The sequence below is a fragment of the Acinetobacter uliginosus genome, assembly GCF_044130295.1.
Classification (GTDB): Bacteria; Pseudomonadota; Gammaproteobacteria; order Pseudomonadales; family Moraxellaceae; genus Acinetobacter.
Genome location: NZ_JBIQOC010000026.1, coordinates 1 through 16,571, shown reverse-complemented (window position 1 = coordinate 16,571; position 16,571 = coordinate 1). Strand labels below are relative to the sequence as shown.

Here is a 16,571-nt window from a genome sequence, read left to right as displayed (position 1 = left end):
ATCCATTTGCACGAATTACACCATATATAGCCTATTTCATATCTGGGATGCTAGTTTTATCTTTGAATGAACAGTCTATTTGCTTTTTGATATCCTCGTGGTAAGAGTTGACCTTTAGTGCCTCGCTTACCGATATACTTTTGCAGATCATCACCTTTTAATTTTAATTGTTGCTGTCCAGCAACTACTTGAATTATTTCATCTAAATTCAACATTGTCATAGATACAATTTGATCTTTCGCCTCGAGTTGTATCAATTTATTACCTTTACCTTTGTTCAAGCTTGGTAATTCTGACAAATCGACAACCAGCATACGGCCTGCTGAACTGAGTAAGGCCACATGAGTCGCCTGTTCTATTGCTTGCAGTGGCATCGCTTTGCCATCTTCAGGCACAGTCAGAAAGGACTTCCCTGCCTTGGCATTGGTATCCAGTTGTTTCGCCTGGGTTTTAAAGCCATAACCTTTGGAACTTAAGGCCAAAATTTCAGCTTCATCCTCGGCAATAAATACTTGAATAAAACCTACCCCACTGGCGGGTGCAAGTTTGGAACTTAAAGGTTCACCCAAACCACGCGCCGAAGGTAAAGTGTTAATAGCCAGTGCATAACTACGACCGGTATCGTCCAGTATATAGACCCGTTGATTGGATTTACCTTGAGCATGGCTTAAATATTGGTCACCGGCCCGGAAATTCAGATTTTCGGCATCGACCTCATGGCCTTTAGCTGAACGGATCCAGCCCGCCTCAGACAACACCACAGTCACAGGATCGGCTGGCAACATGTCCTGTTCATTAATGGCCAATGCTTCGGCGCGGCGTACAATAGGCGAACGGCGGTCATCACCAAACTTTTTCGCATCTTCTTTCAGTTCATTAATAATCAATGCTTTTAAAGATTCAGGATTGGCCAGCTGCTCGCGGATAATGGCCGCACGCGCTTCCAGTTCATCCTGTTCACGGCGCATTTCCATTTCTTCAAGACGTGCCAAGTGACGTAACTTGAGTTCCAAAATAGCTTCGGCCTGAATTTCATCAATATTGAAATGGGACATCAGCACCGGTTTGGGCTGATCTTCTTCGCGAATAATGCGAATCACTTCATCAATATTTAAGTAGGCAATAATCAAGCCGGCAAGGATATGCAGACGTTTTTCAATTTTATTTAAATGGTATTGCAGGCGGCGCGTTACCGTATTCTTACGAATCTCGATCCATTCCAGCAAAATGCGGCGAATCGATTTCACTTGTGGACGGCCATCGGCACCAATCATGTTCATGTTGACGCGATAGCTGGATTCCAGATCAGTCGTTGCAAATAAGTGACTCATCACTGCTTCGGCATCAATCCGGTTAGAACGTAATACAATCACCAGACGGGTTGGATTTTGATGATCCGATTCGTCACGCAGGTCACTGACCAAAGGCAATTTTTTCGCCTGCATCTGATCGGCAATCTGGGTAATCACTTTAGAACCCGACACCTGATACGGCAAGTCGGTAATCACGATTTCATTTTTTTCTATTTTATAGACCGCACGCATACGGTAACTGCCACGTCCTGTGGTTTGCAGTTTGAGCAGTTCTTCAGGTGCAGTGATAATTTCGGCTTTGGTCGGTAAATCGGGTGCCGGAATATATTCCGCCACTTTTTCATCGCTTAAATTTGGATTACGGATCAGCGCGATGGTGCCTTTAATCACTTCACGCAAGTTATGCGGTGGAATATCGGTCGCCATCCCCACAGCAATGCCTGTGGTTCCGTTCAATAAGATGTTCGGTACACGCGCTGGCAAATTCACCGGCTCTTTCATTGAACCATCAAAGTTGTCCTGCCAATCACAGGTGCCTTGACCCAATTCAGCCAACAGTACTTCACTATAAAGCGAAAGTTTGGCTTCGGTATAACGCATTGCTGCAAAAGATTTCGGATCATCGGGTGAACCCCAGTTACCTTGACCTTCAATAAAAGGATAACGGTAACTGAATGGCTGTGCCATCAGTACCATCGCTTCATAACAGGCAGAGTCACCATGCGGATGGTATTTACCCAGCACATCACCCACGGTACGAGCCGATTTTTTCGGTTTACCGCTATGCTTTAAGCCCAATTCACTCATGGCATAGACAATACGGCGCTGTACCGGTTTTAAACCGTCACTGATATGCGGCAATGCACGGTCCATAATCACGTACATGGCATAGTTAAGGTAAGCTTGTTCAGTAAATTCGGCTACGGAACGATTTTCTGTCGCATGATGCACAAGGCTGGTCATAAAAGCGTGAAATCCTAAATAATTCGTTTTTGTATCTACGTTGTTATGCTATGTCGCAGCTGCGGACTACACAAGGGCAGTAACCCACACTCTGCGACAAATTGTGTCTTATGGACTAAAAATATCCATTTTATAAGGGCCAATCAAGCCAAAAATCAGCAATTTTATAAACCAATCGACTCTAAAGTTTTACCTTTGGTTTCTTCACCCAGCAGCAGGATAATCAGTGCTACGGCAATTAAAACGGCGGTAAACATCATAAAGACATAGCTGAAACCATGGTCGAGCACCATTATATGGGTGACAGCAAATGGCGCGAAAATACCACCAATACGGCCAATAGCTCCGGCCCAGCCCGAACCGAAGGCACGGATATTGGCTGGATACTGTTCTGGGGTATAAGTGTATAAAACGCCCCAAGCGCCCAGGTTAAAGAAGGACATCAAACAGCCCCACAGCACAATCTGGGTCACATTGTCCGCTTGACCAAAGAAATAAGCAGAGACCGCACACATGGCAATGAAACCGGCCAATGTTGCCTTACGTCCCAGTTTTTCCACCAGCCATGCCGCAGCAATATAACCCGGCAACTGGGCCAGAATCATCACCAGTACATACTCAAAAGACTTCACAATGGTATAGCCTTCTTTGACCAGCAAACTTGGCAGCCAGGTAAAAATACCGTAGTAGGAAAATACAATACCAAACCAGATCAGCCACAACATCAGGGTACGGCGGGCAAAAATGCCGGACCAGAGTTGAGAGAAGCTAATGTCATGCTTTTCGGCCACCGGTTTGACTTCAAAAATTTCAATCACTTCCACGCCACATTGCGCTTCAATTTTTTTCACCAAAGCATGCGCTTCTTTATGTCGACCCCGATTAATTAAGTACGGTACGGATTCCGGTACCATTTTCCAGATCACAATCGCATACAGCGCAGGAATACCCCCAATCAGAAAAGCAGCATGCCAGCCAAAATCAGGAATCACAAACCGCGAAACCAGTGCTGCCACCAGCCAGCCCAAACCCCAGAAACTTTCCAGCAGCACAATAAAGCGGCCACGGACATGAGCGGGAATATATTCGCTCACCAGCGTCACCGCCACAGGTAACTGACCACCCAGTCCAAGCCCGACAATAAAACGGAACACCAGCAGCCAGCTGAGGTTCGGTGCAAAGGCACAAGCCGCGGTTGCCAGGCTATAAATCACCAGGGTTGAAGCAAAAACCGTTTTACGCCCCCAGCGATCGGCAAGAGCTCCCGAACACACTGCCCCAATGGCCATTCCAATAAAACCAATGGAAACCACCCAGCTTTTATCATCCGACATCATGGCCCAGTCTTCCGCCATTTTGGCCAGAATAAAGGAAATCAATCCGGTATCCATGGCATCGAACATCCAGCCCAGACCAATCACCCATAGCAAGGTATAGTGAAACTTACCAATCGGTAAACGTTGTATACGTGAGACTAAATCCATAACAAGAGCTCTGATTTGGTGAAAGAATGCATGCTGCTTTCCCAACAGGATTTATAATTGTATTAATTTTTATACGCCAATTTGCAGATGATGACCGCTCATTTCGTCGGTCATTCATCATATTAAGGCAATATTCTAGGAAGCATCTTTGGAAGATGCGGACTGGTCATCATCATCTTTATAAATAAATTTCGGCATTTCCAGACCAAAATAGATGGCGATGCAGCGTAAAGAGAAACCGAAGATTAAGGTGGAAATAACAGTGATTTCCAGAGAGAAACCGATATCCTGACAAATCCAGTAACAGATCACGGAAACAAAAGAAATACTGGCATACAATTCACGGCGGAATACCAGTGGCACATCGTTACACAAAATATCGCGCAGAATACCACCGGAAACTCCGGTTAACACCCCAGCTACTGCGGAAACCACAAAGCCATGCCCCATCTGCAAGGCAATCTGACAGCCAATGATGGTAAAACCGATTAAACCCAGGGCATCAAGAATCAGGAAGATGGAACGTAAATGGCGCATCCATTTGGCAATCAGGATGGTGACAAAGGCAGCACAGCAGGTCAGCACCAGATATTCCGGATGCTTCACCCAAGTCAGCGGATAGTGCCCAAGCAGTACATCGCGAACCGAGCCACCACCCAGTGCAGTCACGCAGGCAATCAGCGTTACCCCAAACCAGTCCATACTGCGCCGACCTGCCGACAGTGCCCCTGTCATGGCTTCAGCCGTAATTGCGATAATATAGATGACCAATAGCAACATTGCCCTGATTCCCCTAAGGGTAATTGATGCGCGCTATTCTAAGGCAAATTGAGCGAAGAATTACAGATATTGTGCACAACATTGCTTAAATTTTTTCCCTGAACTGCAAATACACGGCTGTTTCATGGTGACGTGCATAGCTGTGGTCGGATCAAGGAAATACCATGCGCCTTCATGCTTTACAAAATGGGAAATTTCATGATGAATCTGGACCTGTTTGCCATCATGATAATGGGCTTTAAATTCGACCTGGGCATGGTTCTTGTCCAGTTTTTCCTGAGTCCGAACCACTTCCAGCTTGAGCCACTGATTGGCTTTGCTCCAGTCGGCAATGGCTGCCACATCCAGCGCCTGTTGCTGGCCTAATGCCGTGGTTTGAACAATATAGTCAATTTCCTGTTTGGCAAAGGCACTATAACGTGAACGCATCAATTGCTCTGCAGTGTGTGCTTTGGCCTGACCCAAATGTAAGGGTTGGCAACAGTGGGCATAATTCCCCTGTCCACATGGACAATTGCTTTCTGACATCAATTTTTTCCAACTTAGATTAGGGTCTGTTAACACTTCGTCTATGTTTGCGACTACGAGTATTTTTTAGAGGATACAAGGCGTGAACTACAAAATTTAGTCATTCTAAATGCGTAGTTCACAACGACGTAGCGTCAAAAAATACTCTAGTCCCGAAGGGTTGTGGCTAAAATTATCCCAGACTTCGTTATGAAATTTAAAAATGGAACCACCATTCTTTGCATTTCATTCCTTGTCTGATCAATTTTAGCCTACAACGCAAGCCATTTATGAAATGTCAACAGACCCTCATAATCAAATAGCCCGACAATGCGGGCTATTTTAATTCAATCTCAATAAAGATCATCTGTGCAGGATGAAATTAATCTTCTGTCTGATTTTGATTGAGCGGGATGATATGAACCTTATCAATTTTATGGCCATTCATCGTCACCACTTCAAAAATATGTTTATCTGCCTGCAATTTGGCACCACTTTCCGGCAAACGCCCCAGATGGAACAGGATATAACCGGACAAGGTTGAATACTGTTCAGACTCATCTACCAGATCACGGTTTAACAACAAGGAAACATGACGAATATCGGTAGAACCTTCCAGGATTAAAGTCCCGTCTTCCAGACTTTCTGCAGCTGTTTCAAATTCATCTTCATCAGGGAATTCACCGGCAATCGCTTCAAGCACATCAATCGGGGTAGCAAGCCCTTCAATCGAACCGTATTCATTCAGTACAATCGCCATTTGCAGCGGTGCCTGACGCAACTGTTCCATTACCATCAACACCTGGGCATTTTCATGTACAATCACCGGCTCGCGTAAATGCGCTTCAAAATTCAGTTTTCCAGTTTCGATGTAGTCGTTCATGACTTTATGGGTCAGCACTATACCGGCAATATTGTCCAGTTCACCATGTGCCACAATCAAACGTGAATGGGTCATGCTTAATAACTGTTCTTTAATGGAGGCTTCATCTTCATCCAGATCAATCCATTCCAGTTCCGGACGCGGCGTCATCACCGATTTCACCGGCCGTTCCGACAGCCCCAGCACACCTTGCACCAGCACACTGTGGTAAACTCCGTTCTCTTCATTAAAGACTTCATCGGCAAAGGCACGGGTCGCCAGCACATCTTCGGCTTCATTGTTTTGCGATTCACTTTTCCCCCCGAGCATACGCATAACGGCAGAAGCAGTACGGTAACGCAGGTCCGTCGTGGTCACCATGCGCTCCTGATTACGGCGCATGGTCTGGTTGATAAATTCCACCACCACAGAGAAACCAATCGCCGCGTATAAATAGCCTTTAGGAATATGGAAACCAAAGCCTTCAACAATCAGTGAAAAGCCGATCATCATCAGAAAGCCGAGGCACAGAATCACCACGGTCGGATGTCTGTTGACAAAGGTCATTAGCGGTTTAGATGCCCACAGCATGATGCCGACTGCAATCACCACCGCAATCATCATCACCGACAGGTCTTTGACCATGCCGACTGCGGTAATCACGCTATCCAGAGAGAATACGGCATCCAGTACCACAATCTGAACGATCACCATCCAGAATGCGGCATGCACCGGGTTTTCTTCTTTCTGCGGCTGAGCGCCTTCTATGCGCTCATGCAATTCCATGGTGCCTTTAAATAACAGGAAGACACCACCAAACAGCAGAATCAGGTCACGGCCGGAAAAAGGATGATCCAAAACATGGAACAGTGGCTGGGTCAAGGTCACCACCCAGGCAATAGATGCAAGTAAAATCAACCGCATACACAAAGCCATAATCAAGCCGACGATACGGCCTGCATTACGCTGCTCTGGGGGCAGTTTTTCCGCCAAAATGGCAATAAAAACCAGGTTGTCGATCCCCAGTACAATTTCTAGAACCACTAAAGTTGCCAGTCCAATCCATGCTGATGGATCTGACATCCATTCCAAGATCATTGGATATTCTCCTGTGCAGGATGATGAGGGACTGATTTTAGAAGGTTCATATTAAAATCGCTGAATATGCGATGAACAGCATGCTGTATATTTTTTTCAGAAGCATCGAAGTGTTCAGAGCGAGGACAACCACTACCCATGTTAATTCATTTGTTGGAAAACAGATTTTTAGTATAGCAAGATGAAGTAGAAATTCATCCTCTTTTCCTCACTGCGCTGTTTTTAGCTCACCCAATTTCAACAAATCTTTGCAAGGTTGGTATAAGGCTGATCACGACCTGTCATATTTAACAGTTAAGCTAGAGACTGAAAAAATAAAATGCTATGGTAAAAATATAATGATGAACAGTGTATTAAAAATGACTCCCAAACATAACAATCCTACTCCCAAAACAACTCAACCTTTAATTGCACTCTACTGTGGTTCACGTTCAGGCAATAAACCAATTTATCAGGAAAAAGCCGTAGCTTTGGCTCAGGCACTGGCTGATCTGGGTTTCGGCATGGTCTATGGTGGCGCAAGTATAGGCCTCATGGGGCAAGTGGCTGATGCCGTCAGACAGCGTGGCGGTGAAACCGTCGGGGTGATCCCTGAATTTATGCTGGATTATGAAATTGCGCATCATCAGCTCACCGAATTACACATTGTACGAAGCATGCATGAACGCAAGGCCATGATGGCTGAGCGTGCCAGTGCTTTTGTCGCTTTACCCGGTGGTTTGGGCACGTTTGAAGAAATTCTGGAAATTGCCACTTGGGGACAGTTAAATCAGCATCAAAAACCGATGATGCTCTATAACGTGAATGGCTTTTATGATGCCCTAGTGAGCCAGCTGGATCATGCGGTCAGTGAAGGCTTTTTACCGCCGCAGCATCGGGCCAAACTGATTATCTGCAATCATGCCGATCAGATTCTCAATGCCATTAAAAATCTGGATGCACCACAACACTTTGCCATTTAAGTCCAAGCCAGGACATAAAAAACGAACTCCAGACAGTGCTGTCCCATAATGGATAGCACAACTTTTTCTTACACCACTTTAAACGGATTGCTTTAAACTCTGTAAAAAATCACTTTAATATTGTTATGAACGCCACTCCTTCGCATCAAGCCCTACAACCTGAATTCCGCCTGTTAGTGTTGTTGGTATCGATCGGTTTTTTTATGCAAGGTTTGGATACCACCATTGTCAATACGGCAATTCCAGCCATGGCTGCCAATCTGGCTGAAGATCCGCTGCAGATGCATAGTGTGGTGGTGGCATATGTGCTTTCGGTCGCTGCCTGTATTCCCTTAAGCGGATGGCTGGCCGACCGTTTTGGCGTGCGCAATACCTACTTTGCGGCCATTATTATTTTTACCTTGGCATCACTGGGCTGCGGACTGTCCAGCAGTTTAAACCAGCTGCTCTTTTATCGGGTCATTCAGGGCATTGGCGGTGCATTGTTACTTCCTGTAGGCCGGCTGGCGATGCTCAAGCTCATTCCGCGTACCCAGTTTTTATCTGCCATGAGCTTGATGAGTTTAGCTGGTCTGATGGGTCCCTTGATTGGTCCGACATTGGGCGGATGGATGGTCGAAGTGACAACATGGCACTGGATTTTTTTAATCAATATTCCGATGGGGCTTTTAGGGGTTCTCATCACCTTTAAAGCCATGCCCAACGTGACCGAGCCTGGCGTCAAGCCATTTGATTTTTCAGGTTTTATTTTGCTAGTGATTGCCATGGTGGGCCTTTCACTGGGCATTGAAAATTTTGCCAGCCCGCATCAATCGCTATGGTGGAGTATAGGTCTGGTACTTGCGGGTGTCTTGGCAGCGATTATCTATGCCATTCATGCCCATACACATCACAATGCGCTGTTCCGCAGTACATTATTTAGCAATAAAATTTATGCTATAGGCATTATCGGTAATTTCTTTGCCCGCTTAGGCGGCAACGCGATACCTTTTTTAATTCCGCTGATGTTGCAGGTTGCCTTTGGCTTTGAGCCATTTATTACCGGTCTGTTGATGATTCCGACCGTACTGGGTTCTCTCGCTTCCAAGCCGATTATTCGCCAGATTATTCAACGCTTTGGGTATCGCCAGGTATTACTGGTCAATACCTTATTGGTCGGCGCATGTATTGCCAGTTTTGCCCTCACTACGGCGGATACCCCAACTTGGTTAAGAGCCTTACATTTCTTTGTTTTCGGCATACTAAATTCTTTGCAGTTTGTCTCCATGAATACCCTGACCCTGAAGGATTTACCTCAGCAAGATGCCAGTAGTGGCAACAGCTTTTTATCCATGATCATGATGGTCTCGATGAGTATCGGCGTGGCATTAGCCGGAACCTTGGTCAATGTCTTTAGCGCCTATTTCGGTAGCGAGCAGATCGTGACGGCTTTCCACACCACACTGATTTTCCTCGGCTGCATTAACCTGATTACCACAGCCATTTTCTGGCAAATTCCACGTCACACCCCGATATAATCAGACGCTATTACAAACAACGTGGTCTGAATGTTCAGATCGCGTTATCATGTGTTTGATAAATCACGCCTAAATTATCTATGTCTAAAAAACGATTCGCCAAGCATCATCATCACAAGCTGTATGCCTCTTGCGTCGGCCTGTTGCTGAGCTGTGTTGCAATCGTATTGTATTTTTTTGTCTTGCCTCATCATCCTGCTTCGGCACAGGAATATCCGGTCAAAGGTTTTGATGTATCGCATCATCAGGGCGATATTCAATGGCAACAGATTTCACCCAAAACCTATCGATTTGTTTATCTGAAAGCTACTGAAGGTGGTGATTTTAAAGATCGGAAATTTCAGGATTACTGGCTGCAAGCCCGTGAACATGGTTTCATTGTGGGTGCCTATCATTTTTATCGTTTATGCAGGGATGGCGAAATTCAGGCGCAAAATTTTATTGAAACCGTACCCAATAAAGCCAATGCCTTGCCTCCAGTGATTGATCTCGAATATGACAGCAACTGCATCAATACCTATACCAAGGAACAACTGCTAAAAGAAATTCAGGTCATGCATGACCGGCTATATCGGCATTATGGCAAGCAACCGATTTTCTATATTTCCAAAGCTTTCTATAACATTATTTTAGCGGGAGAGTTTGCAAAAACACCGCTCTGGGTCCGTGAATATCACAGCAAACCCGATTTAAAAGGCAAGCCAAAATGGCTGTTCTGGCAGCATACCAATCAGGGTACCATCAAGGGCATTAACAAAACCGTCGACTTAAATGTGTTTAATGGCGATGAGGATGACTGGACACGATTTTTAGAACGCAATGGAATCTACTCACTTAACAAGGTGGAAACTTTACAAAAAAAATAACAAGATAACTCCATTTATATAATCACGATAAAAAAATAAAACTGCATAAAAACGGGAAATTTTTGGCAAATCAAAAAGGATTTTGAGTGGCGGGAGTAGGCATCAGCATACTCGTTGGAGTGGCTGCCGTGGTTCTACTACTGCAACCTTCAGGTCAAGTGTCTGATTTTCAAAAATGGCAATATAAGGCATCTGCAAAACTATCTCGATCAAACCCTGAGAAGCTTAAAGCCTAAAGTCGTGGTGCCAATTCACTGGGATAACTTTTTCCAGCCGATTGACCAGCCTTTGGAATTTTTACCTTATCTGGCAGATCACACCGAGCAAAGCCTCAAAATTCTGATTCAAGCAGCAGAACAACAACGCACCCGGCTGGTTTTACTTAGTCAACCTGTGTCGTATCCACTTGATCCTGCTCTACAATCTGATCGGTGAAGATGAGATACTGAAGCCCAGCATGTACAGGCAGAGTTTGGGACTGCATGAGAAAAATCATTCACATCGATATGGATGCCTTTTTTGCATCCGTAGAACTCAAAGACCGGCCGGAGTTACAACATTTGCCGGTGGTCGTGTCTTCACATCATCCACGGGCAGTCATTTGTGCAGCGTCCTACCCTGCGCGCGAGTTCGGCTTGCGCTCTGCCATGTCGATGGCACAAGGCCGAAAGCTTTGTTCCCATGTAGTCATCATTGAACCCGATTTTGAAAAATATCGTGCCATTTCTGCGCAAATTCATCAGGTATTTCAAGATTATACCCCGATGATTGAACCCTTGTCTTTAGATGAAGCCTATCTGGATGTCACAGAAAATCTGAAAAATATTCCGAGTGCCACAGAAGTGGCCATGCGTATACGGGAAGATATTTTTAAAGTTACCGGTTTAACTGCCTCTGCCGGGGTCGCACCCAATAAATTTTTAGCCAAAATTGCTTCGGACTGGAACAAACCGGATGGCATTTGTGTCATTAAGCCTTCTCAAGTACAGAGTTTTATTCAGGATTTACCGCTAAAGAAAATTCCCGGCGTAGGAAAAGTGATGCAAGAAAAGCTCAAGCGGCTGCAATTGCAAACGCTGGGAGATTTACAAAAAATTGAGCAGAATGTATTGGTTCAGCATTTTGGCAAATATGGCAAACGACTTTTTCTCTATGCCCAGGGGATTGATGAACGGCCTGTACAAGTTGAACGTGAACGCCAGCAAATTTCCAAAGAAACCACCTTTGATGATGACCTGACCTTAATCCAATGCCAGAATGCTTGGCCTCGACTGATTGATCAAGTCTGGAGCAGTTTGGAGAGAAAACAACTCAGTGCACGCGGGGTTTCAGCCAAACTCAAGTTAAAAAATTTTCAGGTCTTGCAACACAGCAAAAGTTTCAAACAGCCTTTACAAAATCGGCAACAACTGGAACAGGTACTGCAACAGCTAATCACTGAAATGCATATTCCGGAAAGTTATCAGTTTCGCCTGATTGGCGTTGGGCTTTACCAGCTTTCGGAGCAGCAGGATCAGTCACAGCTTTCACTCTGGTAGTATTTGCACGTTTTTCAATCAAAAGAATAAAATTAGACCAATTAATGATACACAAACATGATTTTTGCGGTACTCTATGGGCGCGATACATTTATCCATGTAAACGCCGAGATGCTAAAAATCACCTTTACTTTTAGCATGCTGTCCTGTGATTGGCGTGACGATCAAATCCGAATGTTACAGGGCAACTCTGTTGAACCGCATGGACTCTCCATCACATCTCTTCTGCATTTTTTATACACTCTCAAAAAACAGCATATTTTCATACTCTACTGAATCATTTTATCAATGCTGCTGTAAATCCGTCTGATTTTTTCCGGTATGTTCTGATTTTCCTTCCTGTTAATTTTAAAAAATCTCTTCCGTTACTGTTTCAGCTTCATCATGGCTGCCCCGATAAATGATTTACGCTAAAGGCGCATGGCATTATGATATTGCCATTTACTAGGCTGCAGGCTATGTGTCCACAATATGGCGCTTAGCAACTATGCCGAAAATAAAGGACTCTTATTATGACAGTACAACGTCTGCACGTTGAAAAGCGCTTTTCTGAAATTGCCATTTCAGGCAACCTGGTCCATCTGGCGGGTCAATTGGCTGCGGATACAACGCTAGACATTAAAGGTCAAACCCGGCAAACCCTGGAAATTATTGATCGCTTGCTGGCCGATGCCGGTACAGACAAGAGTCAGATTATGTCGGTGACCATTTATTTAAAAGATATTGAAAATGACTACGCAGCGATGAATGAAATCTGGGATGCCTGGGTCGCTGATATTGAAGCCCTGCCTCGCACCTGTGTCGAAGCCAAGCTGTATGCCCCTGATGTTTTGGTGGAAATGACCGTCACTGCTGTGCGTGCATCAAATTAAAAGCAAAAAAATAAGCATGAACAGTCATTCATGCTTATGCTGATTTAACCTAACATTCGGATTTTCTTTCGTCCCAAATCTGGATAAAACTCATACTTTTTTATTGTAGCTTCTGTTAACTCATCCAGCTGAAAATCAGCAGGGTTTTCAATTAAAAAATCTTGTCTTAACTGAAAATATTCCGGTACATCTTCATAGCGAATCACCCGATATCCAGCCATCGCCAACAGCGCATCCTGATATTGGGCATTTTGCGGATGCCTTAAAGCCATCGGATCATCCAGTGCAATAATGGCAGAAACCTGATGATGTTCATCTAAAATCACAAAATCTGCCACCATGTTACGATATTTATGGCGGGTACGGCTGTATTTGGTCGTCAACAAGGCATCAAATGAAACATGCGTCAACACTGTGCTGTGCGGCAATATTTCTTTGAGACGTGTAAAAGTTATCTGTTCACTAATATTAAAAATAGCTCTTTGTTTTAAAGCACTATCTTGCTGTTTAGCACTACCTTCCAGACTTTTCCAAGCCTTCAGCAGAACGCCAAACAGAAGTAAACTTCCGACCAAAATATAAATTATCATCCTCTTAATCCTTTAATTTTTTATAGTCTTTTCCGGTGTCACACCGATGATTGTTATAAAATTCAGTATACAACAATTATTTTTATTAAATATTTCAAGTAAACAAACTGCATTTAATCATGACAAAATCATCATAAATGCTGACAAAAAGTTGTACTGATTTTATTTTTACCTCTATGTCCAAATTGAATCCATTTTCAGACACAAAACAACTGTATCGCAAGGCACAGTAGGGATGCAAGATTACTTTTTGAGATTGTCCTACAATTCCGACGAACTGTTTCATTCGCCATTATTTTTTTAACTTAATGATAAAAAAAGAACGCCGGAGCGCTCTTTTTTATTTTTAAATCAAGCTTTTGATTTAGGTTTAGATTTAGTTTTGGATTTAGAACCCGCAAATGGACGTTTTTCCCCGGTTTCACGTGGTGGCAAGCCGGTATGTTGAGTCAAAATCTGGCCTTTTTTAGGACGATTATTGTCATTTGTATTGGCAACATTACGTGATTGATTACCTGCAGTATTTTCACCTGTACGTTTTGCAGAATCTCCCGCCAAGGTCGAGTTTTTCTTGCGTGCAGACTGATATTGCCCTTCTGTGCCTTGTGGTTGATAGCTCGGAATCAGATGTTGTTTCGAATTACCAATCAAGTCTGAGCGGCCCATTTCTTTCAAAGCTTCACGTAACATTGGCCAGTTATTTGGATCATGGTAACGCAAGAAGGCCTTGTGCAAGCGGCGACGTTTCTCACCTTTCACAATATCCACATTTTCAGTATAACGCGCCACTTTCGCCAGCGGGTTTTTACCGGTGTAATACATGGTCGTTGCTGTGGCCATTGGCGATGGATAGAAGGTTTGTACCTGATCGGCACGGAAACCATTCTTTTTCAACCAAATCGCCAAATTCATCATGTCGTAATCGGTCGTTCCCGGATGCGCCGCAATGAAGTAAGGAATCAGATACTGTTCCTTACCTGCTTCTTTACTAAAGCGGTCAAACATCTGCTTGAAACGGTCATAAGTGCCAATACCCGGCTTCATCATCTTCGACAACGGACCTTTTTCGGTATGTTCAGGCGCAATCTTGAGGTAACCACCAACGTGATGGGTGACCAATTCTTTGACATATTCAGGGTTTAATACCGCCAGGTCATAACGTAAACCTGAACCGATCAGAATTTTCTTGATGCCCTTAATCGCGCGTGCTTTACGGTATAATTGCGTCAACGGTGCATGGTCGGTATGCAGGTTTTGACACACGCCCGGGAACACGCACGATGGTTTACGGCAGTTCTTTTCAATCTCCGGATCTTTACAGTGCAAACGGTACATGTTGGCCGTTGGACCACCCAAGTCCGAAATAATGCCGGTAAAGCCCGGTGCGGTATCACGAATCTTTTCCACTTCACGAAGAATTGAGTCTTCCGAGCGGTTCTGGATAATACGGCCTTCATGTTCCGTGATTGAACAGAAAGTACAGCCACCGAAGCAACCACGCATAATGTTGACCGAAAACTTGATCATGTCAAACGCTGGGAAACGTGCATTGCCATATGCAGGATGTGGCAGACGTGCATAAGGCAGATCAAACACATAATCCATTTCTTCTGTGGTCAATGGAATAGGTGGCGCATTCAACCACACATCACGTTCCCCATGCTTTTGTACTAAGGCACGTGCATTTCCCGGATTGGTTTCCAGGTGCAAAATACGGTTGGCATGCGCATACAGCACAGGATCATTCACTACTTCTTCAAAAGCAGGTAAACGGATTACCGCCAGTTCACGTGGTGGCAATTTATGTTTAATGGCTTTAGAAGCAGGTTGTAACTGCACAATTTGCGTATCGGCATCCAGATTGTCGCCTTCACGAACAACTGGATTTGCTACATGTTCTTTCTGGAAACCTTGGTATTGGCTTGAGTCTTTCCCCTGTTCAATCTCACAACCTTCAATATCTTCAGTCATGACATAAGGGTTGATAATCGGATCGACACGACCAATCGCATCCACATCATTCGATGCAATTTCAACGAATTTGGCTTTAGAGGCCCTGTTATGTTTATTGACAATAAATGCCGTACCACGGACATCCGTGATGTCGGTAATTTTTTCGCCTTTGGCCAAACGGTGCATCACTTCGACAATCGAGCGTTCGCCATTACCGTACATGAGAAGATCAGCTTTAGAATCCATCAATACCGAACGCCGAACTTTGTCTGACCAGTAGTCATAGTGCGCAATACGACGTAACGACGCTTCAATACCACCGAGCAATACCGGCACATCAGGATAGGCTTCGCGCACACGCTGGCAATACACGGTTGCCGCGCGGTCAGGGCGTTTATTCGGCACATTGTCTGGTGAATAGGCATCATCTGAACGGATTTTACGGTCGGCCGTATAGCGGTTAATCATCGAATCCATATTACCTGCGGTCACACCCCAGGCAATATTCGGTTTACCCAATACACGGAACGCATCCACACTGGTCCAGTCCGGCTGAGCAATAATCCCGACACGGAAACCTTGAGCTTCCAAAGTACGGCCAATGATGCCCGAACAGAAAGAGGGATGGTCAATATACGCATCACCGCAGACCAGAATAAAGTCACAACTGTCCCAACCGAGTTGATCCATTTCCTCGCGTGACATCGGCAAAAATGGCGCAGGTTCAAAACACGACGCCCAATATTTGTCGTAATCAAACAACGCTGTAGGCGCTGTCTGCATGGTATAAGCAGTAGACATGGCTAGCAATTCTCGGCTGGCAGATGATGGAAGACCTGAAAATTAGATCAAAGATGAAAGCCGAGTATTTTAGCATGAATTCGGCTGAGGTTGCTTGATTATAATTTGTACAAAACCAGTGATTTAATTTATCTTCCCAAAATAATCACTTCAGTTGAAAAAGCTTCTCCAGTAAGTGATCACCTATAGGGTTAAACATACTCATTCTTTGAAATATGCAAATTGGATGGGATAAGATTTGAAATATTTTAAAGTCAGCAAACTCCAAAATCTGATGATTAGAATGTTTAGACTCGAATCTTAGGAGCTAAATATTTCCCACGCATAAAAAAAGCCCCCTGCTTATGCAGAGGGCTTTTTAGAATAATGAGCTGGCGATGACTTACTCTCACATGGGTAATCCCACACTACCATCAGCGCTAAGAGGTTTCACTTCTGAGTTCGGGAAGGGATCAGGTGGTTCAC

13 protein-coding genes and 1 rRNA gene are annotated in these 16,571 nt (G+C 44.5%); 6 read left to right on the top strand and 8 right to left on the bottom strand.

Annotation, left to right across the window (positions count from 1 at the left end):
• Positions 1-56: 56 nt before the first annotated feature.
• From parC to ACE01T_RS06975, 5 genes are all read right to left on the bottom strand, one after another.
• Positions 57-2,276 (bottom strand): DNA topoisomerase IV subunit A, encoded by a 2,220-nt coding sequence (parC, locus tag ACE01T_RS06995; RefSeq protein WP_395519001.1) that lies wholly within the window; start codon positions 2,274-2,276, stop codon positions 57-59.
• Between the two features lie 164 nt (positions 2,277-2,440).
• Positions 2,441-3,760: a niacin transporter NiaP gene (niaP, locus tag ACE01T_RS06990; protein WP_395519000.1), complete on the bottom strand. Its 1,320-nt coding sequence runs from the start codon at positions 3,758-3,760 to the stop codon at positions 2,441-2,443.
• 135 nt (positions 3,761-3,895) lie between these two features.
• Entirely contained in the window at positions 3,896-4,540 is a 645-nt protein-coding gene (locus tag ACE01T_RS06985; RefSeq protein ID WP_086195155.1) for a trimeric intracellular cation channel family protein, read from the bottom strand.
• A gap of 60 nt (positions 4,541-4,600) precedes the next feature.
• Positions 4,601-5,068, bottom strand: a complete 468-nt coding sequence (locus tag ACE01T_RS06980) for a YchJ family protein (RefSeq protein WP_395518999.1) — start codon at positions 5,066-5,068, stop codon at positions 4,601-4,603.
• 361 nt (positions 5,069-5,429) lie between these two features.
• On the bottom strand, positions 5,430-7,007 hold the full coding sequence (locus tag ACE01T_RS06975) for a TerC family protein (protein WP_086195153.1): 1,578 nt from the start codon (positions 7,005-7,007) through the stop codon (positions 5,430-5,432).
• Between the two features lie 341 nt (positions 7,008-7,348).
• On the opposite strand from ACE01T_RS06975, the gene ACE01T_RS06970 reads away from it, so the two are divergent.
• From ACE01T_RS06970 to ACE01T_RS06945, 6 genes are all read left to right on the top strand, one after another.
• The gene (locus tag ACE01T_RS06970) at positions 7,349-7,969 is read left to right on the top strand and encodes an LOG family protein (RefSeq protein WP_300043906.1); all 621 of its coding nucleotides are present in this window, start codon (positions 7,349-7,351) and stop codon (positions 7,967-7,969) included.
• Positions 7,970-8,094: 125 nt separating this feature from the next.
• On the top strand, positions 8,095-9,486 hold the full coding sequence (gene mdtD / locus ACE01T_RS06965; RefSeq protein WP_395518998.1) for a multidrug transporter subunit MdtD: 1,392 nt from the start codon (positions 8,095-8,097) through the stop codon (positions 9,484-9,486).
• An 80-nt stretch (positions 9,487-9,566) separates the two neighbouring features.
• Entirely contained in the window at positions 9,567-10,352 is a 786-nt protein-coding gene (locus ACE01T_RS06960) for a glycoside hydrolase family 25 protein (RefSeq protein ID WP_395518997.1), read from the top strand.
• 114 nt (positions 10,353-10,466) lie between these two features.
• A complete protein-coding gene (locus ACE01T_RS06955; protein WP_395518996.1) occupies positions 10,467-10,787 on the top strand; it encodes a hypothetical protein in 321 nt (106 codons plus the stop codon).
• 47 nt (positions 10,788-10,834) lie between these two features.
• Positions 10,835-11,890 carry a DNA polymerase IV gene (gene dinB, locus ACE01T_RS06950; RefSeq protein ID WP_261181060.1) on the top strand — a complete coding sequence of 352 codons (1,056 nt, stop codon included), beginning with the start codon at positions 10,835-10,837 and terminating at the stop codon, positions 11,888-11,890.
• A gap of 512 nt (positions 11,891-12,402) precedes the next feature.
• A complete protein-coding gene (locus tag ACE01T_RS06945; RefSeq protein ID WP_092819235.1) occupies positions 12,403-12,762 on the top strand; it encodes a RidA family protein in 360 nt (119 codons plus the stop codon).
• Between the two features lie 44 nt (positions 12,763-12,806).
• Here ACE01T_RS06945 and ACE01T_RS06940 read toward each other — a convergent pair whose 3' ends face one another.
• The 3 genes from ACE01T_RS06940 to rrf form a co-directional block, all read right to left on the bottom strand.
• Positions 12,807-13,352, bottom strand: a complete 546-nt coding sequence (locus ACE01T_RS06940; RefSeq protein WP_092819236.1) for a DUF2726 domain-containing protein — start codon at positions 13,350-13,352, stop codon at positions 12,807-12,809.
• 351 nt (positions 13,353-13,703) lie between these two features.
• A complete protein-coding gene (locus ACE01T_RS06935; RefSeq protein WP_395518995.1) occupies positions 13,704-16,106 on the bottom strand; it encodes a YgiQ family radical SAM protein in 2,403 nt (800 codons plus the stop codon).
• A 369-nt stretch (positions 16,107-16,475) separates the two neighbouring features.
• Positions 16,476-16,571: ribosomal RNA gene (gene rrf, locus ACE01T_RS06930) — 5S ribosomal RNA — on the bottom strand; the annotation flags it as partial.

Excerpts from the sequence above, each read along its gene's own strand:
- parC (WP_395519001.1), bottom strand. The coding sequence starts at position 2,276 with ATGACCAGCCTTGTGCATCATGCGACAGAAAATCGTTCCGTAGCCGAA.
- niaP (WP_395519000.1), bottom strand. The coding sequence starts at position 3,760 with ATGGATTTAGTCTCACGTATACAACGTTTACCGATTGGTAAGTTTCAC.
- ACE01T_RS06985 (WP_086195155.1), bottom strand. The coding sequence starts at position 4,540 with ATGTTGCTATTGGTCATCTATATTATCGCAATTACGGCTGAAGCCATG.
- ACE01T_RS06980 (WP_395518999.1), bottom strand. The coding sequence starts at position 5,068 with ATGTCAGAAAGCAATTGTCCATGTGGACAGGGGAATTATGCCCACTGT.
- ACE01T_RS06975 (WP_086195153.1), bottom strand. The coding sequence starts at position 7,007 with ATGATCTTGGAATGGATGTCAGATCCATCAGCATGGATTGGACTGGCA.
- ACE01T_RS06970 (WP_300043906.1), top strand. The coding sequence starts at position 7,349 with ATGAACAGTGTATTAAAAATGACTCCCAAACATAACAATCCTACTCCC.
- mdtD (WP_395518998.1), top strand. The coding sequence starts at position 8,095 with ATGAACGCCACTCCTTCGCATCAAGCCCTACAACCTGAATTCCGCCTG.
- ACE01T_RS06960 (WP_395518997.1), top strand. The coding sequence starts at position 9,567 with ATGTCTAAAAAACGATTCGCCAAGCATCATCATCACAAGCTGTATGCC.
- dinB (WP_261181060.1), top strand. The coding sequence starts at position 10,835 with ATGAGAAAAATCATTCACATCGATATGGATGCCTTTTTTGCATCCGTA.
- ACE01T_RS06945 (WP_092819235.1), top strand. The coding sequence starts at position 12,403 with ATGACAGTACAACGTCTGCACGTTGAAAAGCGCTTTTCTGAAATTGCC.
- ACE01T_RS06940 (WP_092819236.1), bottom strand. The coding sequence starts at position 13,352 with ATGATAATTTATATTTTGGTCGGAAGTTTACTTCTGTTTGGCGTTCTG.
- ACE01T_RS06935 (WP_395518995.1), bottom strand. The coding sequence starts at position 16,106 with ATGTCTACTGCTTATACCATGCAGACAGCGCCTACAGCGTTGTTTGAT.